The organism is Ochrovirga pacifica (genome assembly GCF_000220525.1).
GTDB lineage: Bacteria > Bacteroidota > Bacteroidia > Flavobacteriales > Flavobacteriaceae > Ochrovirga > Ochrovirga pacifica.
On record NZ_AFPK01000068.1, the window covers coordinates 55,223 to 79,654 of the forward strand.

General features: G+C 31.3%; 18 protein-coding genes and 1 tRNA gene. All 19 read left to right on the forward strand.

Features of this window, described 5'->3' with window-relative positions:
• The first annotated feature begins 219 nt into the window (after window positions 1–219).
• The 19 genes from FS85_RS0112985 to FS85_RS0113070 all read left to right on the forward strand — a co-directional run bounded on the left by FS85_RS0112985 (window position 220) and on the right by FS85_RS0113070 (window position 24,428).
• A complete protein-coding gene (locus tag FS85_RS0112985; RefSeq protein WP_010136780.1) occupies window positions 220–1,728 on the forward strand; it encodes an acyl-CoA dehydrogenase family protein in 1,509 nt (502 codons plus the stop codon).
• Between the two features lie 137 nt (window positions 1,729–1,865).
• Window positions 1,866–1,939: transfer RNA gene (locus FS85_RS0112990), tRNA-Asp, on the forward strand.
• A gap of 221 nt (window positions 1,940–2,160) precedes the next feature.
• Complete coding sequence (locus FS85_RS0112995) at window positions 2,161–3,420, forward strand: site-specific integrase (RefSeq protein WP_010136781.1); 1,260 nt, start codon at window positions 2,161–2,163, stop codon at window positions 3,418–3,420.
• A gap of 108 nt (window positions 3,421–3,528) precedes the next feature.
• Entirely contained in the window at window positions 3,529–4,380 is an 852-nt protein-coding gene (locus FS85_RS0113000) for an RteC domain-containing protein (RefSeq protein WP_010136782.1), read from the forward strand.
• A gap of 223 nt (window positions 4,381–4,603) precedes the next feature.
• Complete coding sequence (locus FS85_RS0113005) at window positions 4,604–4,876, forward strand: helix-turn-helix domain-containing protein (protein ID WP_010136784.1); 273 nt, start codon at window positions 4,604–4,606, stop codon at window positions 4,874–4,876.
• Between the two features lie 70 nt (window positions 4,877–4,946).
• A complete protein-coding gene (locus FS85_RS0113010) occupies window positions 4,947–5,363 on the forward strand; it encodes a hypothetical protein (protein ID WP_010136785.1) in 417 nt (138 codons plus the stop codon).
• A gap of 151 nt (window positions 5,364–5,514) precedes the next feature.
• Complete coding sequence (locus FS85_RS0113015; protein WP_010136786.1) at window positions 5,515–6,165, forward strand: P-loop NTPase family protein; 651 nt, start codon at window positions 5,515–5,517, stop codon at window positions 6,163–6,165.
• A gap of 311 nt (window positions 6,166–6,476) precedes the next feature.
• The gene (locus FS85_RS17040) at window positions 6,477–6,797 is read left to right on the forward strand and encodes a DUF6660 family protein (RefSeq protein WP_394329953.1); all 321 of its coding nucleotides are present in this window, start codon (window positions 6,477–6,479) and stop codon (window positions 6,795–6,797) included.
• 70 nt (window positions 6,798–6,867) lie between these two features.
• Complete coding sequence (locus FS85_RS0113020; RefSeq protein WP_010136787.1) at window positions 6,868–11,187, forward strand: CusA/CzcA family heavy metal efflux RND transporter; 4,320 nt, start codon at window positions 6,868–6,870, stop codon at window positions 11,185–11,187.
• Window positions 11,188–11,199: 12 nt separating this feature from the next.
• Window positions 11,200–12,444 (forward strand): efflux RND transporter periplasmic adaptor subunit, encoded by a 1,245-nt coding sequence (locus tag FS85_RS0113025; RefSeq protein ID WP_010136788.1) that lies wholly within the window; start codon window positions 11,200–11,202, stop codon window positions 12,442–12,444.
• Between the two features lie 146 nt (window positions 12,445–12,590).
• Entirely contained in the window at window positions 12,591–13,004 is a 414-nt protein-coding gene (locus tag FS85_RS0113030) for a Fur family transcriptional regulator (protein WP_010136789.1), read from the forward strand.
• Between the two features lie 54 nt (window positions 13,005–13,058).
• Entirely contained in the window at window positions 13,059–13,421 is a 363-nt protein-coding gene (locus FS85_RS0113035; RefSeq protein WP_010136791.1) for a DUF3703 domain-containing protein, read from the forward strand.
• Complete coding sequence (locus FS85_RS0113040; protein WP_010136792.1) at window positions 13,418–15,370, forward strand: heavy metal translocating P-type ATPase; 1,953 nt, start codon at window positions 13,418–13,420, stop codon at window positions 15,368–15,370. Before FS85_RS0113035 ends, FS85_RS0113040 begins: the two co-directional genes overlap by 4 nt.
• A gap of 63 nt (window positions 15,371–15,433) precedes the next feature.
• On the forward strand, window positions 15,434–15,847 hold the full coding sequence (locus FS85_RS0113045) for an HYC_CC_PP family protein (RefSeq protein WP_029489478.1): 414 nt from the start codon (window positions 15,434–15,436) through the stop codon (window positions 15,845–15,847).
• A gap of 111 nt (window positions 15,848–15,958) precedes the next feature.
• Window positions 15,959–19,687 (forward strand): efflux RND transporter permease subunit, encoded by a 3,729-nt coding sequence (locus tag FS85_RS0113050; RefSeq protein WP_010136794.1) that lies wholly within the window; start codon window positions 15,959–15,961, stop codon window positions 19,685–19,687.
• On the forward strand, window positions 19,684–20,901 hold the full coding sequence (locus FS85_RS0113055) for a TolC family protein (protein ID WP_010136795.1): 1,218 nt from the start codon (window positions 19,684–19,686) through the stop codon (window positions 20,899–20,901). The genes FS85_RS0113050 and FS85_RS0113055 overlap by 4 nt, the downstream gene beginning before the upstream one ends.
• Window positions 20,902–20,904: 3 nt before the next feature.
• On the forward strand, window positions 20,905–23,334 hold the full coding sequence (locus tag FS85_RS0113060; RefSeq protein ID WP_010136796.1) for a multicopper oxidase domain-containing protein: 2,430 nt from the start codon (window positions 20,905–20,907) through the stop codon (window positions 23,332–23,334).
• A 32-nt stretch (window positions 23,335–23,366) separates the two neighbouring features.
• Entirely contained in the window at window positions 23,367–23,975 is a 609-nt protein-coding gene (locus FS85_RS0113065) for a DUF3347 domain-containing protein (RefSeq protein ID WP_010136797.1), read from the forward strand.
• Window positions 23,976–24,428, forward strand: coding sequence for a heme-binding domain-containing protein (locus tag FS85_RS0113070; protein ID WP_010136799.1), 453 nt, complete (start codon window positions 23,976–23,978; stop codon window positions 24,426–24,428). It begins immediately after the preceding gene.
• The last annotated feature ends 4 nt before the right edge of the window (window positions 24,429–24,432 follow it).

The window sequence follows — 24,432 nt, forward strand, 5'->3', positions numbered from 1 at the left end:
AATAGTGAAGATACCCCCAAGGGGTTGTAGTAACAAAAGTGATAACTGTATATGTAGTTTTACTATTTTTCACGGCTCAAAATTAAGAAAATAATTAAAAAAAGAGGTTTAATTGTGTATAAAATCATACCAAATAAACAGGAAAGCCTGTGAATCAGATGAATTTACTTATAAGAATTGTATATTTGCACCACTAAATTTAAAAAGACAAATACGCATATGTCCTTAAAAGAGATACAAAATATTTCTTTCGATAGTTTCTTAAAAGATTTTAAAGAAACTTTAAAAAGCGTTTTTTACGAGAAAGATGATATTCAGAAATTTAGCCAGGTTAGAGGTTTTCCTTCTTTGGTCTTTAGAGATATCATGGCAAAAAAGCCGTTGTCGGTTGCTATTCCCGAAGAACATGGAGGTAGAGGTGTAAAGGTAAAAGAATGTTTGGGAGTGCTTGAGGCTGCTTCGTACGAATCGTTGCCTTTATCGTTAACGTTTGGAATTAACATTGCTCTTTTTTTAGAGCCTGTAGCAAAGTACGCAAAAGAAGAAGTAAAAGCCCCTATTTTTAATCGCTTTCTAGAAGAAAGAAACATGGGAGGGCTTATGATTACAGAACCTAGTTTTGGATCGGATGCATTAAGCATGGAAACATCAAACACCTATGCCGATGGGAAATACCACATACAAGGTTACAAACACTGGCAAGGATTAACAGGTTTGGCCGATTATTGGTTGATCACCTCAAGAAAAAAAGGAGCAGATGGAAAATTAGCAAGAGATATAGACTTCTTTATTGCCGATAATCAAGATCCAGAACAAAGAGTTATTGTAGAAGAGTACTACAACAACGCTGGATTGTATGCCATCCCTTATGGAAACAATAGACTGGATTTAAAAGTTCCAGAAAATCAAAAGTTAGAAGGAGGAAGCACAGGAATAAAGTTGATGTTAGATTTATTGCACCGCTCTAGAATGCAATTTCCAGGAATGGCTATGGGATTCATCAAAAGAATGATGGACGAAGCAATAGAACATTGTCACAATAGAATTGTAGGTGGAAAAAACTTGTTGGCTTTAGATAAAGTAAAAGAACAAATTGCCAACATCCAATCTGCATTTACAGTATGTTCTGCAATGTGTGCTAGAAGTTCTGAAACAAGTGGTATTGATAAAGAACTGGCAACTTGTCAAGTGGAAGCAAATAGTATGAAGTCTGTAATTACAGATATGATGCAAGCAGCAGCACAAACATTGGTACAACTTTCAGGGTCTTCTGGTTACAAAGAAGAGAATATAGGAGCACGTGGGATTATGGATAGTAGAGCTTTTATGATTTTTGAAGGATCAAATGAAATGCTATACACACAGATTTCAGAAGCTGTGATGAAGTTGATGAAACGTAAGAAAATGACCAATTTGTTTGAGTTTTTAAATCAATATGATTTAACGGCTAAGTCTTCTGACTTTTTTAAAGAAACCTTAAGTTTTAACTTAAACATGGATTTACCACAGCGTAAGATGGTAGATCTAGGAAAGATTATTGGTAGGGTAGTTTCGGCCAACTTTGTAATAGATTTAGGTTTTAAAGGATTTCGATCAGATTTAGTGTCTGAATGTATTACAAGTCTTAAACATGAAATTACAGCAAGTGTTAGTTCTCTAACATTTCAAGAAAGCACAACTTTAATTACCGACTATAGACAGGGGAGTTCTTGGTTAGAGTTTTCTTAACTATTTGATTTAAAACAAGCTAAAAAAGTGATGTGAAAAACATCACTTTTTTTGTGAAAAAACTTTACTTTTTTGTTGTTGCAATGTAATAAAGTTGTATATTTGCAACCGCTAACACGATATGTATCGTACGCAACGGTCTGGTAGTTCAGCTGGTTAGAATACCTGCCTGTCACGCAGGGGGTCGCGGGTTCGAGTCCCGTCCAGACCGCAAAAGAAACATCAAACTCTTACAAAACCTTATAAACGCTATGTTTATAAGGTTTTTTTATTTGTAATGATTTGAATGAAAACCAAAATATTTCATATATTAGGTCAGTAATTCGGTTAGTACAATTCAAATCTTAAAAATACTAACCTCTTTACCTTGAAAAGATACTATTAGTTTGATTTGACTTTCGTCTAAATGTTTCATCACTAAAGACGATTACTATGGTATCATCAAACACTTATTCATTACTTACCTGGTTATATACTCAAAAAGTAGAACCTGGTTTTGCAACTATTTATTTTAGAATTACTATAAATTCTAAACGAGCCAATATTAGTTTAAACAAGAAAGTTAAAATTGATTCATGGGATAATTCCAAGTCAAAATTTAAGGGAAATTCAAATGAAGCGAGAATTTTAAATCAATATTTAAAAGAGGAAGAGTCTAAAATTGCAAAAGCTTATAGAGAATTAGAACTTGAAGGAAAGCTAATAACTGCTCAATTAGTAAAAGCAAGGTATTTAGGAACCGACCAAAAACAAAAAACCTTACAAGAACTGATTACCTATCATAATCAATTTGTTGAAAACAAAATCCATAAAGACACTTTACGTAGTTACAAAACTTCTCAAACCTACCTTTTTTCCTACCTAAATGAACTACTAAAAACTACCGATTTATATCTAAAAGAATTAGACTATCAATTTCTTTTAGGCTTTGAAACTTATCTAAGAAGCTACCAACCTACAAACGGTCAGTTAAAAATTCAGAATAATACAGTCATGAAACACATTCAAAGACTTCGTAAAATGATAAAGATGGCGGTTGAATTGGAATGGATTAACAAAGACCCTTTTATTAGATTCTCTCCTACTATCGAAAAGAAACAAAGAGAATATTTAACGGAAAACGAATTGAATAAAATTCAAAACTATCAACCAAAAATAGAAAGATTACGCTTGGTAAAAGACCTATTTTTATTTAGTTGTTATACAGGATTATCTTACATTGATATTAGAAACTTATCTTCGGATAATATTGTAAAAGGAATTGATGGTGGTAACTGGATTATCACCAAAAGACAGAAAACAGGAATTTCTGTGAAAGTTCCGTTGTTGGAACCTGCCGAAAAATTGATTTTTTCAACTACCGAAAACTACCGAAAAATTGATTTGAATAAAATCTTCCCAACTATCTCAAATCAGAAGTTAAATAGCTACTTAAAAGAAATTGCAGATTGTTGTGGAATTACTAAGAATTTAACCTTTCACATGGCACGCCACACCTTTGCTACTACGGTTACTTTATCCAATGGAATTCCAATTGAAACGGTTTCAAAAATGTTAGGACATACCAAGCTTACCACGACACAGATTTACGCTAAAATTATAGACAAAAAAATAAGTGAAGACATGCAGCTTTTGAAAAACAAATTCAGTTCTAAATCTCGTAAATCACTGATTTTAAAACACTCATCTTGAGTGTTTTTTTAGTTTCAGTACACCTGTACGACTGTGTTTTTACGCAGTTGATTTTTATTAACAATATGTGTTTCAATATTTTCATAGATATATTATTAAAAAAATCCTATGAAAAACATTACCAAATTAATGGATGCATATCATGCATCACTAAAAAAAATTGAATCTAAAAATCTTGCCAAACACAAACAATTAAAGTACAAAATACAAGCTTCAAAAAGGTATTCGCATCAAATAAGGGTCTATGTTCGTGACATGAAATTTAAAGATTTGAACGAAGAAATTACCTTTTTTAAAACCATCAAACCTAAAATTACAGCAGACATTAAACTTTATAATCATCAATTGGCTTATCATCAAGAAAAGCCATTTATATGTCTAGGAAAACAGAAAAAATACATCCAAAAAAAGCTACGAGAATTAGAAGTCAAAAAGAAGAAACATCTAAAGTTTTACAGGTATATGAAACTGGAGGAAACAGCTTATGATGAATTGTATTTCTCAAGAGAAAAAGAACGTCTAGAATTGTTTCCTTTTTCGGATTTTAATGATACAGATATTGACTTTACAACTTCACATGATCAATTAGCATGTGAAGTAAAAACCTATGATGTTTTATGTGAGTTCTACAAACAAGAACTTCATTGTATTTCAAATGTGGAAGCAGGTTTTTATGATACGTCATTAAATAGACCAGCTACTAATAATCATTTGCATTGGACAGGCTCCAAAACAGATTTAGTAGAGTTAATTTATGCTCTTAAAACTTCTGGTGTTATCAATAATGGAGATTATCAAATTAAGGAATTAATAGAGGTTTTCAGTGACATATTTAATATTGAATTAGGTAATTTTTATAAAACATTTTCTGAAATAAGAAACAGAGCTAACAACCAAACTAAATTCATTAATAAATTAGCATTAAATCTTGTTAAAAAAATAGAAATCGATGATATCTAAAATCGGTAGTTGATGGAACTACCGAAAACGGCATTTCTAAAATATTTATTTAGAAATATTCTTATTTAAAAAACCTCAACCCATATAAACGTTGAGGTTTTTAATTTCACAAAAATATTTTTCGGTAGTACGAACAACTACCGAATAAAATCCATCAAAGCATTGCAATTTTGAAAAACGAAAGTCAAATCAAACTATTAGTGAACCATTAAAATTGCAAATTATGCCAAAAGAAATTATTACTACAGATGATTTAAGAGAGTTTAAATTAGAAATGTTAGAAGAGTTTAAAAAAATATTTAAATCTCATACTTCTCCCAAAACAAAGAAGTATTTAAAATCTAATGAGATTATGGAACTACTTCAAGTGAGTCCAGGAACTTTACAAACACTTCGTATCAACGGAACGTTACCTTACACCAAAATTGGAGGTATTATTTATTACGATGCTGAAGAAATTCAGAAAGTCATGGATGAGAATAAAGTAAAACATTGAGTTTATGGCTGAGATTAATTACATATCACATCTCAGTAATTTCTTTGTTAAAATACAAACCGACTCAAAAATGAATCCTACGCACGTAAGCATGTATATGGCTTTGTTCTATCATTGGAACAAAGCCAGATTTACTACGGAGTTTTTTATCAATAGAAATGAAATCATGTTAATGTCAAGGATTGGTTCTAAGGGAACTTATCACAAATGTTTACGTGATTTATCAGAGTGGAAATATATCATTTACAAACCTTCTCATAACCCTCATATTGGAAGTAAAATTTACATGTTCGATTTTGGGACAAGTAGTGTACAAGTAGTGAACCGATACCGTACCAAAAGTGGGACAACTACCGTATCAAAAGTGGGACAAGTATCGGGGCCTTATATAAACAATAATAAACATAGTAAACATTATAAACAGGAAAATCAAAATTCTGATTATTTAAAAGTTGAAAATGACAAAGATTATAACCAACCTTTATGAGCAATTTTTTTTTCAAAAAATAAAAGTTCCGGCCGATTTTAAAATCATAAAAAATGCAATGTCAGTTCGAGTGATTTTGTTTCCGAAGTATTCGGAAAAAAAATGTATCGAGAACAAAACCAATTCGTAATTCTAAATTCATAATTAAAAAATGCACCCACACATCATACACGAAAAAGAAACCCTATTCGAATTAGGCACCATAGAAAACAACATCATCCACTATGATTTTGATAAAATCGTTGGTTACCTCAACTACAAAGGAAGATTAACCTTTGGAAAAAACTTTAAAATCTACGAAGATGATATGTTTTTACTCTACAAGCTTTGCTTGTATTTTATCAGAGATTATAAGAACTGTGAAAAATACGGATTAGATCCCCATAAAGGAATTTTGCTTTCTGGACCCGTAGGTTGTGGAAAAACAAGTTGGATGAAGTTATTAAAACATATTTCTCCAAACGTTATCAATTACGAAGTAATTCCTAGCAGATTCTTAACCTTTCAATTCAATAGCAAAGGTTTTGAGGTCATTGAAAAATACGGATCTAGCTTTTCTTTTTGTTTTGATGATTTAGGAGTAGAACCTGATGGAAAACACTTTGGACAAGATTGTAATGTCATGGGAGAAATATTACTCTCCAGGTACGATTTATTCCTCCAAAACAAAAAACTAACATTTGCTACCACCAACCTCAACGCAGGAGAAATAGACAAACGTTACGGTTCCAGAGTTCGTTCACGTATGAGACAGTTGTTTAATTTAGTGGCTTTTGATAAGACTTGTAAGGATAAAAGATGATAAAATAACTCTCTGTAAATAATTAAAGTTAACTAATAATTTATTTTTAAAAAGCAGGAAAAAAATTACTCTATGATTAAATCATATAAATTTTAAAGAGTAATTAATTCAAAAAGTTATGTAATAATTTTAATGGCTGTCTAGCATTTACCAACTGGAATTATTTTTTGTTTAGGACAAAAAGTGGGGGCTACTGATTGTGGTACAAACACATAAAAAGAATCTAGTAATGTATAAATTCTGTAATTATAATTTCAAGTAAAACTTTTGCAATCTTGTTGCATGGTTTTTTAGCTATATTTGAAATCAAGATGAAAATTATAACTTTAATATTATCTGTATTTATACTTTCCATATCAGCGATGACATGTGGAGATACTATTGCTAGTGCTTCCCATAATGAGTCATATAATCATATTGAAAATAAAACCCATAATCATTCACAAGAGACAAAAGATAGTTGCACGCCCTTTTGTACTTGTCAATGCTGTGGTATCTCAATTACATCTCCAATACTATATATCTTTGATATAATAAAAAAATATAGTACATACTCTTGTACTTTTTATTATACTTCATTTTATTGTTTTAATTATAAGAATGGTGTTTGGCACCCACCGATGGTTGGTTAAACTTTAATTAAAGGATACCTATGTCCTTTCCTTACTTTTTTAAGTTTAATTTTTAATAAATCATATTTTTATGTTCGATAAAATAATTACTTATTCTGTACAGAATAAGTTTGTTATAGGGCTGTTTATGGCCGCTTTAACTATTTGGGGGATATTTTCTCTACGCCAATTACCTATTGATGCTGTACCTGACATCACTAACAATCAAGTTCAAATAATTACAATTTCACCCACACTTGCCACACAAGAAGTAGAACAATTTGTTACAACACCTGTAGAACTTTCACTACAAAGTCTTCAAAAAGTTGAAGAAATAAGATCTATTTCACGTTTTGGATTATCTGTGATTACTGTAGTGTTTGAAGAAAACTATGATATATATCTAGCAAGACAATTAGTAACAGAACGTATTAAAGAAGCAGAAAATGCAATTCCATCAGATTTAGGAACGCCTGAAATGTCTCCGATATCTACAGGTTTAGGAGAAATATATCAGTATGTAGTTAGACCTGAGAAAGGTTTTGAAAATAAATTTTCTGCCTCAGATTTAAGAACTATTCAAGACTGGGTAGTGAAAAGACAACTATTAGGTATAGAGGGAGTTGCTGAAATAAATTCAATGGGTGGTTATTTAAAACAATATGAAGTAGCTGTAAACCCTGAATTGTTAAAATCAGTTAATTTAAGCATTTTAGATATTTTTAATGCTCTAGAAAAGAGTAATGAAAATACAGGTGGTGCATATATTGAAAAAAATTCAAATGCATATTATATTCGTTCAGAAGGCCTAGCTAAATCTTTAGATGATATAGGAAATATTGTAATTAATGAAACAGGAGATACCCCTGTATTAATAAAAGATGTTGCAACTATACAATATGGTAAGGCTCCACGTTATGGTGCATTAGTTAGAGACGGTAAAGAAGTTGTAGGTGGTAAAGTCATGATGTTTAAAGGAGCAAACTCATCCGAAGTCACAGAGTTGGTAAAAGAAAGGGTGCTCCAAATTCAAAAATCACTACCCGAAGGAGTCGTCATCGAGCCTTATTTAGTAAGAGATAAATTAGTTAGTACAGCAATTGGAACGGTAAAGAAAAACCTTATTGAAGGTGGATTGATAGTAATTTTCATTTTAGTTTTATTATTAGGTAATTGGAGAGCTGGATTAATAGTAGCTTCTGTAATTCCATTTGCAATGCTTTTTGCAGTGTCAATGATGAATTTATTTGGTATTTCTGCTAACCTTATGAGTTTAGGTGCTATTGATTTTGGTTTAATTGTAGATGGTGCTGTTATTATTGTAGAGGCTATTGTTCATAGACTTCAAATAAAACACTCTGGTAAATTACTAAGTCAATCAAAAATTGATAAAGAAGTTATATCATCATCTCAAAAAATAAGAAGCTCTGCAGCATTTGGAGAGATAATCATTTTAATGGTTTACATACCTATTTTAGCCTTAGTGGGTATAGAAGGTAAAATGTTTAAACCCATGGCACAAACAGTAATGTTAGCTATAGTAGGGGCATTAATTTTATCTTTAACATATGTGCCAATGATGGCTGCACTTTTTTTAAATAAAAAAATATCTAATAAAAGAACATTCGCCGATAAAATCATAGATTTTTTTCAAAAAGGGTACACTCCTGTTTTAAAAAAAGCAATGCAGTTTAAACAACTATTTGTAGGAGGAACTATCGTTTTATTTCTAATAAGTGCTTTTGTATTTAGTAAAATGGGTGGAGAATTTATTCCAACATTAGAAGAAGGGGACTTAGCAATGCAACATATTTTACCACCTGGTAGTTCACTTTCTCAAAGTATCGAAACTGCAAAAATGATACAGAAAAAACTATTAAAAGATTTCCCTGAAGTTACGGATGTCGTTGCTAACATTGGTTCAGCAGAAATTCCTACTGACCCAATGCCTGTAGAAATAGCCGATTATGTATTAATCATGAAACCAAAATCAGAATGGACTTCAGCAGATAATCGACAAGAAATGTTTTTGAAAATAGAAGAATCTCTAGCTTCAATACCTGGTGTAGGTTATGAGTTTTCACAACCTATACAAATGAGATTTAATGAATTAATGACTGGAACAAAAGCAGATATTGCTATTAAATTATATGGTGATGATTTAGATTTAATGTTTCTTAAAGCAACAGAGGCAGAAAAAATAATTAATAATATTGAGGGGGTTGGAACTGTAAATGTAGAACAAACTGTAGGAATGCCCCAGGTAATGATTAAGTATAAATATGATAAAATGGCACAATATGGTTTGCATATCAAAGAAGTGAATCAAGTTATTCGTTCAGCTTTTGCAGGAGAAAAAGCAGGTGTTATTTACGAAGGTGAAAAACGTTTTGATTTAGTAATTAGACTAAATGAAAAAAATAGAACAGGAATTGAAGATGTAAATAATCTTTTTATTTCATTAAGTAATGGTACACAAGTCCCATTAAATAGTGTAGCCAATGTAGACTTAGTTGATGCTCCGATGCAAGTTTCTCGTGAAAACACAAATCGTAGAATAGTTATTGGGGTAAATGTAGGAAACACTGATGTTGAGACGTTAGTAGAAAAAATTAAAACAAAATTAGATGCTAAAATAGAATTGCCAACGGGTTATTATTTTACTTATGGTGGTCAATTCGAAAATCTTAAAGCTGCAAATGCAAGATTATCTGTAGCATTACCTATAGCATTAGCTTTAATTTTTATACTACTATATTTTACTTTTGGTTCACTTTCTCAAGCTGCTTTAATTTTTACAGCAATACCATTATCAGCAATTGGTGGTATTTGGGCATTACAGTTAAGAGGCCTGCCTTTTAGTATTTCGGCAGGTATTGGTTTTATTGCTTTGTTTGGTGTAGCTGTATTAAACGGAATTGTTCTTATAGGCTATTTTAATCAACTTAAAAAAGAAGGTATAACAGATATAAACCAAAGAATATTGGAAGGTACAAAAGTTAGATTACGACCAGTTCTAATGACAGCTGCTGTGGCTTCTTTAGGTTTCTTACCAATGGCACTTTCAACTTCAGGTGGTGCAGAAGTACAACGTCCTTTGGCAACTGTGGTTATAGGTGGGCTTATTTCAGCCACTTTCTTAACCTTAGTTATATTGCCTGTTTTTTATTATTGGTTAGAGAAATGGAATATAAATAAATTAAAATCTCTATCAGTTTCAAATGGTAGTACATTATGTGTTTTATGCTTGTTAGGATTTTCTTTTTCTTCAATAGCACAAGAAACTCCAATTAATATAGAGGATGCTATAACAATTGCTATTGATAATCATCCTATGATAAAAGCATCTACTTTAGAAGTAGAAAAAAATCAATCTCTTCAAAACTTAAAATACAATTTAGGTAATACAGATATTACATACCAAGGTGATGGGTTAGTTGATAAAAAGTATGGTCAACAGGTAAATCAATTAGGTATTGTTCAAAATTTTCCCAGTTTAAGTGCTACTAAAGCAAGTAATAAATTACAAGATGAATTGGTTTTACAAAGTGATTTAAAGAATCAACAAACCATTAACGAAATTAAGTGGAAGGTTAAACAAATTTATTTTCAAATACAATACAATAAAGAATTAGTAAAGTTATACAAAGATCTTTCAAAAACTTATTTAAGTTTTTATAACCAAGCAAAAATAAGAGTAGAAGTTGGAGAAGCAAATGCTATTGAAGTTTTAACCTTAAAAGCTAAATGGAAGGAATATCAGTTGTTGTTAGAACAAGTAAGTATTCAACTTAAAAATCTTCATGAAAACTTTAAACTTTCTCTTAACTCAAATGAATCATTTACTACAACAGGTAATTTTGAAATGTTAAATAATACGAATCAGTTAGATTCAATTTCAATTTTATCTTTAGAACAGAGTAAACAAAATGTGGCTATTGAAACTGCAAAAGTTAAGGTTCTAAAATCTACAACTAGACCAAGTTTTAATATTGGATATGCAGCTCAAAATTATTTTGATGGTGGATGGTTAAATGCGGTACAAGCTGGTATATCTATTCCTTTGTTTAATAGTCAAATTAAAAAACAAATAGAGGCTCAAAAATTAGAAATAAACATTGCAGAATATCAATATCAAAGTAAAAATTTAGTTATCAAACAAGAATTAAGTAATGCTAAAAGCACTATTTCTCTGTATAAAAAGGGTGTTCAATTTTATAAAGAACAACTAGAAACTATTAATCCTGAAATTGTTAGAATTTCAGAACTAAATTATAAAGCTGGTGAAATATCATATATTGAATTATTAAACACATTGCAGTTAATGGCAACAAATAGTAAAAATTACTGGGATCAAATAGCAGCCTATAATAAATCTGTTGCCGATTATCAATTTCTTACAAATCAATAAAAGACATTAAAAATGAAAAATATAAAATATATAACGATAGTAATAGCATTGGCAGTTACTACAATCATTACTTCTTGTAATGACAAACACAAGGAAGGAGATGGGCATAATCACGGAAATACAACCGAAAATCATATGGAAGATGATGGTCACGGTTACGAAGAAAATGCGGGTAATGGAGAACAACATGAAGAAGGTTTACATTTAACCAAAGCACAAATAGAAACAATCGGGCTACAATTTGGAAGTTTATCTTCAATTAAAGTAAATAATTTTATTAAAACAACCGGAGTATTGGGAGTTCCTCCTAATGGTTATGCATCTGTTTCTGCAAAATCTGAAGGTATTATAGTAGAAACAAAAAAGTTTGTTGAAGGGAATTTTGTAAAAAAAGGAGAACTTATAGCATATATCGAAAATCCTAATTTTATTGTAAAACAACAAGAATATTTAGAATCTAGAGCACAATTAAACCTTAAAAAATTAGATTTATCTAGGCAACAAAGTTTAGTTAATGCAAATGCAGGGGTTTCAAAAAGTCTTCAAAATGCTGAGGCAGAGGTAGCTGTTTTAGAAGCTAAAACAGTTGGATTGTCAAAACAATTAGCTTACTTAGGTATACCTATTAATAACTTAACTCCAAATACAATAACTAAAAGAATTGCACTAACAGCACCAATGAGTGGTTATATAGAAAATATGAACATTCATAATGGATTGTATACTCAGCCTACTGAATCTTTAATGGAGATTGTTTCTTCTGACCATTTGCATTTGGAGTTAGATGTTTTTGAAAAAGACATTGCAAATATTAAAATAGGACAAAAAATAAGCTATACTTTACCTGCATTGGGTACAACAATTTATAGTGGTGAAATAAGTGAAATAGGTAAAACCTTTAAAAGCAAATCTAAAACAGTTCGTGTTCATGGTCATTTAGATGGTCAAAAACCACTTTTTATAAAAGATTTATTTATCAATGCTAAAATTTGGTTAAATGATGAAACCAGTTTAGCCCTACCTGAAGAAGCTTTAATTAAAGATGGTAATAACACTTTTATATATGCAGGTGAAAATCAGAAGAATAAAGATGAAATTCAATTTCAAAAAATTAGAGTTATTCCTGGTGCAACTAATAATGGGTTTACTGCAATAAAAATTATTGATAAAATTTCTGAAGGCTTACAAATAGTTACCAAAGGAGCTTATTATGTGTATGCTCAATCTAAAGCAGGAGTACTTGAACATGAACATTAAAAACAATGCAATTGTTGATTTAATTATGAAATCAACAATTGCATTAAATGATGAATAATTAGTGTTTTGTGAATTTTTAATTATGAAACAATTTATAATTTTTTATTGATAAAATATTAGAATAAAGAAGATGTAAAATATTAATGATGAATACAATAGAAGAAATATTAGAATCAAAAAATATTCGTGTTACGGCAATGAGATTACTCATTTACAAATTTCTTGCAGAAAAGGAAATTGCAGTCACATTAAGTGATGTAGAAAATGCATTTGAAAAAGCAGATAGAACAACATTATACAGGACTTTAAAAACCTTTGAAGAAAAAGACATTGTTCACCAAATAGATGATGGTACTGGCATTACAAAATATGCCTTATGCGAACCTGGATGTAATTGTGATATCAATACCGATTTACATTTACATTTTCATTGTAATAATTGTAATGAAACTATATGCTTAACAGACCACAAAATTCCTCAAATTAAAGTTCCTAAAGGTTTTGTTTCAGAAAACATTAATTTGGTTGTAAAAGGAATTTGTGATAAATGTTCTCTATAATAATTGCACTTCTATTGCATTTTATTTTTAGGTATTTTTAGTTAAAATTTTTTAATGAAGATTAATTTAAGAATACCTAAATATCTAAAACAAGCATACCTTAAGGAGTTAAAGTACTATCGCTATTATTTAGATAAAAAACAATATAAAAATGCTTGGCATCATTTAGAAAGAAGTCATATCGTAGGTCAATCTTATTCAATGGAGCATACTTACTCACATTGGTTAATGCTAAAATTTGGCTTAATGCAAAAAAATACCAAAGAAGTATTTGGACAAATTATAAGATTAATTGTAGGTGGTTGGAAATCATTTATAAACCACGTGCCTCTTGGTAATACAGGAGGTGCCAATGTACCTCCGTTAAAGCCTATGACTATTCCTGATGATATTAAGAAATTATTTAATTCAAAATGAAGAAAAAGAAAGTCAATTTAAGAGGTTTAAAACCAAATTCAGAAGAACAACATAGTCACAACGATGGCCACAATCATAGTGGTAACTCAAGTAAAATTAATACCTATATTCCAGCTATCATTAGTTTTACAATGCTAATTATAGGTATTGGTTTAGACTATTTTAATGTTACCTTTTTCAAGGATTGGATTCGCATAATATGGTATGGTATTGCTTATTTACCTGTCGGATTTCCAGTTGTAAAAGAAGGTTGGGAAAGTATTAAAAAAGGTGATGTATTTACTGAATTCTTTTTAATGTCTATTGCTACTATTGGTGCGTTTATTATTGGTGAATATCCCGAAGGTGTTGCTGTAATGTTATTTTACGCAGTTGGTGAATTATTTCAAGGTGCAGCAGTTAAAAGAGCTAAGAGTAACATAAAAGCTTTACTTGATGTTCGTCCAAATAAAGCACAGGTTTACCGTAATAATAAATATGTTTCTGTAAAACCAGAAACCGTACAAATTGGAGAAAAAGTACAAGTACGTTTGGGTGAAAAAATTCCTTTGGATGGAACCCTCCTTTCTAATAAAGGTTCATTCAACACAGCAGCATTAACAGGTGAAAGTAAACCGAACACCATAATGAAGGGCGAAAAAGTATTTGCAGGTAGTATTAATATGGGAGGTGTTATTGAAATTGAAACTACCAAAGAATTTAAAGACAGTTCAATAGCTCGTATTCTTGATATGGTCCAAAATGCTACTGCTAGAAAATCAAAAACTGAATTATTCATTAGAAAATTTGCAAGAGTTTACACACCAATTGTTGTCTTTTTAGCAATAGGTGTTACATTTTTACCATATTTTTTTGTAGATGATTATGTTTTTAAAGTTTGGCTATATCGTGCTTTAATATTCTTAGTGATTTCTTGTCCTTGTGCATTGGTAATTTCTATCCCTTTAGGCTACTTTGGTGGATTGGGGGCTGCTTCTAAAAATGGAATTTTATTTAAAGGTGCATCTTTTCTTGAAGCAATGACTAAAATTAACACATTAGTTATGGATAAAACAGGGACTGTAACCAAAGGTGTTTTTAAGATAAAAGAAATTAAAACTTTAGATATTGATGAATCTGAATTTATGAAGTATCTAATGGCTATGGAATCACAATCTACACACCCTATTTCCAAAGCTATTTTGGATTATAAAGATAGTGGCATAGAATATCAGGTATCCGAAGTGTCTGAAATAGCAGGAAAAGGTTTAAAAGCTGTAATAAATGGAAAAACAGTCTTAGTAGGTAATAAAGCCTTAATGGAGTCTAATAATATCAAACTTTCTAAAGAAATAGATACAATTATAGAATCCATAGTATTGGTAGCTATAAACAATGTGTTTTCTGGTTATGTAGTAATTGCCGACGAATTAAAAGAAGATGCAATTAAAACAATTACAGCATTACATAGCATTGGAATTAAACACATAGTTATGTTATCAGGTGATAAAGACTCTATTACTCAAAAAATAGCTAAAGAATTAAATATAAAAATAGCTAAAGGTGGTTTGTTACCTGAAGATAAATTAAAAGAAGTTGAAGTATTAAAGAAAAATACAGAAAATAAAATAGCTTTTATTGGTGATGGTATAAATGATGCTCCTGTACTAGCAGCAAGTAATGTAGGAATAGCAATGGGAGGATTAGGTAGTGATGTTGCCATAGAAACTGCAGATGTTATTATTCAAACAGATCAACCTTCTAAAGTTGTTAAAGCAATTAAGATAAGTCGTTCAACAAAAAAAAATGTATGGCAAAATATTATTTTGGCATTTGGTGTAAAGTTAATTGTATTAGTTTTAGGAACAAGTGGTTTAGCAACAATGTGGGAAGCAGTCTTTGCAGATGTAGGTGTTGCATTATTAGCTATTTTAAATGCGATTAGACTGCAACGTATGGAATGGAGTTAAATGTCTGTTTTTTTTCAAAAAATAAATATTCATTATATTATTTTTTGTAATTTTGAAGTGGTTATGAAACAAATATCACATAAAATAATATCATTTATAATGACTTTGGTAGTACTATGTTCTACTATGTCTTACTCGTTTGATATGCACTATTGTGGTGATACTTTAGTAGAAACAGCTATATTTCATAAAGCTAAAGGATGTGGTATGGAAATGCAATCTCCTTCAACTGAAGAATGTTCTATTCTAAAAAAGGATTGTTGTAATGATAAACAGATGGTAGTTGATGGTCAAGACGAAATACAATTACAAGTAAACAAAATTACTTTTGATCAACAATTATTTATTGCTTCATTTGTCTACACTTACATAAATCTTTTTGAAAGTGTTAATAAAAAAGTATCTTCTTTTTCATTATACAGAAGACCTCATGTCGTCAAGAAAATCTTTAAGCTTGACGAGACTTATTTAATTTGATTTTTTAAACAATAGACTGTTTTATCCTGTAACAATTTATGTTATAAGGATATAATGTAGTATTCGGTATTTTCTTAATATCAAAGTCTAACTGTTTAATTATCAAAATATATGCTAAATAAAGCAATCAAGTTTCTTATAGAAAATAAACTCGTTGCGGTACTACTACTTGTCCTTTTTGTTGGATGGGGTACAGTAAACGCACCTTTTAATTGGGATACAGGTTTTTTACCTAGTAATCCTGTGGCTGTTGATGCCATTCCAGATATTGGAGAAAATCAACAAATTGTATTTACAAAATGGGATGGTCGTTCTCCCCAAGATATCGAAGATCAGATCACCTACCCACTTACTACTTCCCTATTAGGGATTCCAGGAGTAAAAACCATACGTAGTTCTTCTATGTTTGGGTTTTCAAGTATCTATATCATTTTTGAAGAAGACATAGAATTTTACTGGAGTAGGAGTCGTATTCTCGAAAAACTAAACTCTTTACCAAGTGGTTTGTTACCTGAAGGTGTTAATCCTGCTTTGGGGCCTGATGCCACAGGATTAGGTCAAATTTTTTGGTACACACTTGAAGGTCGTGATGAAAACGGAAACGCAACTGGTGGTTGGGATTTACACGAACTACGTAGCATTCAAGATTACTATGTGAAATATGCCCTGTCGTCTGCTAGTGGAGTTTCTGAAGTGGCTTCTATTGGTGGCTATGTTCAAGAATATCAAGTTGATGTGAATCCAGAGCTAATGCGTCAATATAATATTGGATTAAATCAAGTTGTAAAAGCTGTAAAAGGTAGTAATCAAGATATAGGAGCACAAACTATAGAAATAAATCAAGCTGAATATTTAGTTCGTGGTTTAGGGTATATAAAATCCATCGAAGATATTGAAAATGCAGTAGTTGCTTCCGAAGATTTTACAGCTATTAAAATAAAAGATATAGGTAAAGTTTCTTTAGGACCAGCAACAAGGAGAGGTTTGTTAGATAAAGAAGGGGCTGAAGTCGTTGGTGGTGTTGTGGTGGCAAGATATGGTGCTAACCCAATGGAAGTCATAAATAATGTAAAAGGTAAAATTGAGGAGTTAAAAGGAGGGTTACCAACAAAAATATTAAAAGATGGACGAACATCACAATTAACAGTAGTTCCTTTTTACGATCGTACAGAACTTATTGAAGAAACCTTACACACTCTTAGCGAAGCATTGACATTAGAAATTTTAATTACCATTTTGGTAATTATTGTAATGGTTTTTAATTTAAGAGCTTCTATTTTAATCTCTGGTTTGTTACCTGTTGCTGTATTAATTGTTTTTATTACCATGAAACTATTTCATGTAGATGCTAATATTGTAGCGCTTTCGGGTATTGCTATTGCTATTGGAACAATGGTAGATGTGGGGGTTATTCTAGCAGAAAATATGATTCGTCATCTCGATGATGATAACTTGAGACTAAACACAGAAGGTAAAGAGTTAAGTATTAATGAAGTGGTTTACAATGCTACAGCTGAAGTTTCTGGTGCAATCCTAACAGCTGTATTAACTACAATTATCAGTTTCATTCCTGTTTTTACAATGATAGGTGCCGAAGGTAAGTTATTCAGACCTTTAGCATTTACCAAAACAATGGCCTTATCTGCATCTTTGATAATTGCATTATTTTTAATTCCACCGTTTGCAGCATATTTATTCAGAAAAACATCACTTAAAAAGTCATTTAAATACATCATAAATGGTGCTTTAATAATTGCTGGAATAGCAATTATGGTTACTGGATATTTTTTAGGGATTATTTTAATTGCTTTTGGTATTACCGGTTTACTTGGAGTCTTGGGAAAACTAAATAAGAAAAACAGTAATCTTGTAAATATTATTATTTCGTGTACTGCCATTATATTTTTACTTGCTGAATATTGGAGACCATTAGGCTTTGACAGAAGTATTTTAGTCAATCTTATTTTTGTATCTATAATTTGTTTTGGGATTTTAGGAACTTTTTCTGTTTTTAGAATTTATTATGGTCGTATTTTAAAATGGGCATTAGCAAACAAACTTTTGTTTTTAATGATACCAGCAACTGTTTTAGTTTTTGGAGGATGGATTATGAAAAATACGGGAAAAGAATTTATGCCATCTCTAAACGAAGGTTCTTTTCTATTAATGCCAACCTCATTACCACATTCAGGAATTGAAGAAAATAAACGTGTTCTTCAGCAGTTAGACATGGCAGTAGCCACTATTCCAGAAATTGAAACCGTAGTTGGAAAAGCTGGACGAACAGAATCTGCTTTAGACCCTGCTCCTTTATCGATGTATGAAAATATGATTCAGTATAAAACTGAATATATGCGAAATAACAAAGGAGAAAGACAACGTTATAAAGTAAATGAAAATGGTGCTTTTAAATTAAAAGATGGAAGATTTATAGAAAACCCTAACAATTCAAAAAACGTTGTTTTTACAAGTGTTAAAAATACTCAATTAATAGAAGATAATAACGGAGAATATTATCGTAATTGGCGACCAGAAATTAAAAGTCCCGATGATATTTGGAACGAAATTGTAAAAGTTACCAAATTACCAGGGGTGACCTCCGCACCTAAATTACAACCTATAGAAACCCGATTAGTAATGCTGCAAACAGGAATGCGTGCACCCATGGGAATAAAAGTAAAAGGACAAAATCTACAACAAATTGAAGAATTTGGATTGCAATTAGAAAACCTTTTAAAACAAGCTGATGGGGTAAAAGTTGAAGCTGTATTTGCAGATAGAATTGTAGGGAAACCCTATTTATTGATTGATATTGATAGAGAGAAAATTGCCCGTTATGGTATTGCTATTGAAGATGTGCAAAGTGTGCTAAAAGTAGCTATTGGAGGTATGGCAATCACACAAACCGTTGAAGGTAGAGAGCGTTATGGTATCCGAGTTCGTTATCCAAGAGAGCTGCGTGGTAATCCAGAAGATATAAAAGGTATTTATATTCCTGTTGAAAAAGGAAGTCCAGTTCCGTTGAGCGAATTAGCAACAATTAGATATGAGCAAGGACCACAAGTGATTAAAAGTGAAGATACTTTTTTAGTAGGTTATGTTTTGTTCGATAAATTAAATGGATTTGCAGAGGTTGATGTGGTAGAAAATGCACAAAAATTGTTTCAACAGAAAATAGATTCAGGAGATCTAAATGTTCCAAAGGGTATTAGCTATAAATTTACAGGAACGTATGAAAATCAATTACGAGCAGAAAAAACACTGTCTGTCGTTGTTCCTTTGGCACTCGCTATAATTTTTCTGATTCTGTATTTCCAATTCAAATCTGTTTCTACATCACTAATGGTTTTTACTGGAATAACAGTTGCATTTGCAGGTGGTTTTATTATGATATGGTTATACGGTCAAGATTGGTTCTTCAATTTCAATCTATTTGGAGAGAATATACGAGATCTTTTCAATATGAAAACAGTCAATTTAAGTGTTGCTGTTTGGGTAGGATTCATTGCTCTATTTGGAATTGCTACTGACGATGGTGTGGTAATGGCAACATACCTTACACAAACTTTTGAACGTGACAAACCTGCTGATAAAAAGAGAATTAGAGCAGCTGCTTTACAAGCTGCGGAAAAACGTATTCGCCCATGTTTAATGACCACTGTAACTACAATATTAGCGCTATTACCGGTATTAACCTCCACAGGAAAAGGAAGTGATATAATGATACCTATGGCAATTCCAATATTTGGAGGAATGGTTATAGATATTACCTCTTATTTTATTGTACCTGTTTTATATAGCTTAAGAGAAGAGTTAAAATTAAAAAGAGGAAACAAATGAAAAGAATAATTTATACACTTATCAGTTTATTAACTTATTGTATTTCTAGTGCTCAAGAATTAGAATCTCTTATAGATGAGGGACTAAAAAATAATCCAGAAATTCAAAAATTTGAGTTACAATATAACATCGCTTCAGAAAAAGTGAATGAAGTAAATACATTGCCTAATACCGAATTTGGTGTAGGTTACTTTGTAAGTGAACCAGAAACACGAACAGGTGCACAACGTTTTAAGCTTTCGGTAAAGCAGATGATGCCTTGGTTTGGAACCATTACATCACGTGAAAATTATATCAATTCATTGGCAGATGCAAAATATGAAGACATTGTTATTGCTAAGCGAAAATTGATGGCTTCTATATCCCAGTCTTATTATAATTTATATGCTAATAAAGCAAAGCAAGAGGTCTTAAAGGACAACATAAAGCTGTTAGGAACGTATGAAATATTAGCGTTAACAGCAGTAGAGGTTGGTAATGCATCTGCTGTAGATGTGTTGAGATTGCAAATGCGTCAAAATGAATTACAACAACTAAAAGATATATTGCATCAACAATTTTTAGCAGAACAAACAACTCTTAATAATCTTTTGAATAGAGAAAATAATGTTGTAGTTACTGTGGTAGATGATTTAATGATGCCTTCAGAAGACTATGTAATTACTACTAATAACCTAGGGCTACACCCAGAATTGTTGAAGTATGATAAACTATATCAATCCATAGAACAATCAGAGTTGCTAAATCAAAAAGAAAGTAGTCCTATGATTGGTTTTGGTTTGGATTATATCAGTGTTGATAAACGTCCTAACATGGATTTTAGCGAAAACGGAAAAGATATTGTGATGCCTATGGTTTCAGTTTCCATTCCAATTTTTAACAAAAAATATAGATCTCAAACCAAGCAAAATGAGTTAGGACAGAAAGAAATAACAGCTCAAAAACAAGAACGCTTAAATACTTTGGAAACACTTTTAGATAAGGCCATAAACGATAGAATTTCAGCAAGAATAAGTTATGTTACCCAAGTTAAAAATCTTAAACAAGCCAAAAATGCAGAAAATATTTTATTAAAAAACTACGAAACAGGAACAATTGATTTTAACGATGTACTTGATATCCAAGAACTACAACTAAAGTTTCAAATGAATCAAATAGAGTCTGTTAAGAGCTATTATGTTCAAATCACAATTATTAATTATTTAATTCAGTAAACAATGAAAACAATTAATACTATTATTTTCTTATTTCTGACATCAATTGCATTTGCCCAAGTAGGAACAAATGGAGATGACAGAAACGAAAAAGGAAGAAATATAAAAGAATATAACCTGACTATAGAAAAAAATGAAATGACCCTTGCTGGTGTAACCTCAAAAGGTATGACTATCAATGGTAGTATTCCTGGACCCACTTTGGAATTTAATGAAGGAGATCTCGCCATTATCAATGTTACCAACAAGATGGATGAAGAAACCTCTGTGCATTGGCACGGATTAATCCTTCCTAATTTTTATGATGGTGTGCCCTATTTAACAACACCACCAATAAAGCCTGGAACAACATTTCAATATAGAATCCCTATCAACCAATCTGGTACGTATTGGTATCATTCCCATACAATGTTACAAGAGCAGAAAGGAGTATATGGCTCAATTGTTATTCAGCCTAAAGAAAAAACATTGGATTATGATAAAGATTTAGTGGTAGTCTTATCTGATTGGACAAACGAAAAACCAATGAATGTTTTACGTAACTTAAAAAGAGGTAACGAATGGTATCAAGTTAAAAAAGGGACAGCTGTTCCTTTAAGTAGAGTAATAAAAGAAGGGGCATTAGGTGCACAATTAAAATTTTGGCGTGATAGAATGGAAGGTGCAGATATTGCAGACGTATATTACCCTACGTTTTTAACTAACGGAAAAAAACTTGCAGAATACCCTAAATTTAAACCTGGTGAAAAAATAAGGCTTCGCTTTATAAATGCTTCAGCTTCTACATATTATTGGATGGACTTTGGAGCTGGAAACCCAATGGTAGTTTCAAGTGACGGGGTTGATGTAGTACCAGTACATAAAAATAGATTTCTATTTGCAATAGCTGAAACCTACGATGTTATCGTAACTATTCCCAACGGTACGTTGGAAGTTACGGCCACAGCACAAGATGGCTCTGGTAGTACATCCATTCGTTTAGGAAATGGGAAACTTTTTCCTGCAACTTTAATAGATAGACCAAACAAAATTGCGATGATGAAGCAAATGGCCAAAATGGATATGAAAATGGGAGCACCTGCAATGGCTGGCAACAAAAAGAAGAGTACACCCAAATATTTGATGCAGAAGTACGGTATGAAGATGAATATGAAGGATGGGCAGATGCAAATGGGAATGCACGATAAGATGTCAATGAATAACGGTCAAATGGATGATAAAATGAAAATGGAAGACCAAAAACCTATGGATATGAGTAAAAATCATATGCATATGGAGACGGATAAAAAGATGGACGGTATGGCAGGAATAAAAAAAGATACAATGTCAATGAAATCCACCCAACCGTCGCACAAGATGGATGGCCATATGGGTCACGATATGTCTATGATACAGAAGGATACGGCATCCTTTGATTACAGCACACGTAAAACCTATTTTAACTATGATTTTTTAAAGGCTAAAGAAAATACTACTTATAAGGATGATATACCTGTAAATGATCTTTTACTCAATCTAACTGGAAATATGCAACGCTACATTTGGAGTATAAACGGAGTCCCTTTATCTGAAACAGATAAGATTAAAATTAAAAGTGGTGAGGTTACAAGAATTACACTAAATAACTTAACCATGATGCACCACCCAATGCACCTTCACGGTCATTATTTCAGGGTTATTAATGAAAATGGAGAACGTTCGCCTTTAAAGCATACGGTTAATGTGCCACCAATGCAAAAAGTAGTTATAGAGTTTTATAATGAAGAGTATGGTGATTGGTTTTTTCATTGTCACGTATTATATCATATGATGGGGGGTATGGCAAGAGTATTTAGTTATGACACGCCAAGAGATGAAAGAATGGAAGCCTATCCGGTTCAAAAATTAATTGACGAGACAGACCACTATTATTCTTGGGGAATGGCTCGTACAGGTTCAAATTTCACAGAATTAAACCTTATGTCTAGTAACATTAGAAATGAATTTGGCTTGCGTGCAGAATTTGACTATAACCAAAATGCTGAAGTAGAAGTAAACTACAACCGATACTTAAATGATTGGGTGCGCGTGTATGCAGGTGTAAACACCGAAACATCAACCCCCGATTCTTATGACACATTTAATACTATAGGACTAGTAGGTATTAAATACTTTACACCTTATAGATTTAATGTAGATGTGAGTATGGATCATCAACTTCGACCTAGAATCCGTTTAGATAGGGAGCTTTTACTTTTTCCAAGACTTTTTATAGAAGGAGAATATGAATATAGAGGAGATTTTGGTTGGGTAAATAATATAGGAAATAAATCTTATCAAGATGAAACTCAGTGGTTGGTTGGAGCATCTTATATTTTATCACGAAATTTTTCAATCCAATCAAATTATAATAACAGATATGGTTGGGGAGCTGGTTTTTTAATAAGATTTTAAACAAAAAATAGTAACTAATAAATAATTAAAAAATGAAAATTTTAAAAACAACAACAGAAATTTTAGCAATGGCATTTTTAGCATTAACAGTAATGTCTTGTAAAGACATTAAAAAAGAAAACAGTAATACTAAAGGTTCTCATTCAGAAATGAATCATAACAATAGCGATGGTCACCATAATAGTGATAAAAAAGAAATGGTAATGGATAACAATCAAGACGATGATGCCGTAATGATACTAAACGATTATTTCAATTTAAAAAATGCATTAGTTTCCGATGATGAAGCAAAAGCAAAAGAATATGGAGGAGTATTAAAACAAAGTATATCTAAATTAGATATTTCTAAATATAATAAACAAGAACAAGAAGAACTTTCAGATATCATAGAAGATGCAGTGGAACATGCAGAGCATATTTCAGAAAGTCCAATGCCACACCAACGTGAGCATTTTAAAATTTTAAGTAAAGATATTATAGATATGGTTGCCATTACAGGAACAACAACAAAACTATACGAGCAGTTTTGTCCAATGTACGATGGTGGTTCAGCGTGGTTAAGTATGAGTAATGAAGTGAAAAACCCATACTATGGTAACAAAATGCTTAAGTGTGGTAAAGTGCAAAGAGAAATTAACTAAATGAAAATTGTTAAAATTATAGCATTGGTTTTATTGGTAGCGTTAGTGGGAATTCAGTTTGTTCCCACAACACGCAACCAAAGTAATACTGTGCTCGAAACTGATTTTATGTTGGTTAATAATGTGCCTGAAACTGTTCAAAAAAAGTTAGAGGTTTCCTGCTATGACTGCCATAGTAATAATACCCAATACCCTTGGTATAATAAAGTACAACCTATTGCTTGGTTTTTAGAAGATCACATTAAAGAAGGAAAAGCTGAACTTAATTTTAACGAATGGGATTCACTTTCAAATCGAAGAAAAAAAAGTAAACTTCGATCAATTATCAAACAAATAGAAAGCGGAGAAATGCCTTTAGATTCTTACACTTTAATTCATAAGGATGCAAAGTTCTCAAAGAAAGAAATGAATGAAATAATCAATTTCATCACAATATTAAAGGATAGTTTATAAATAA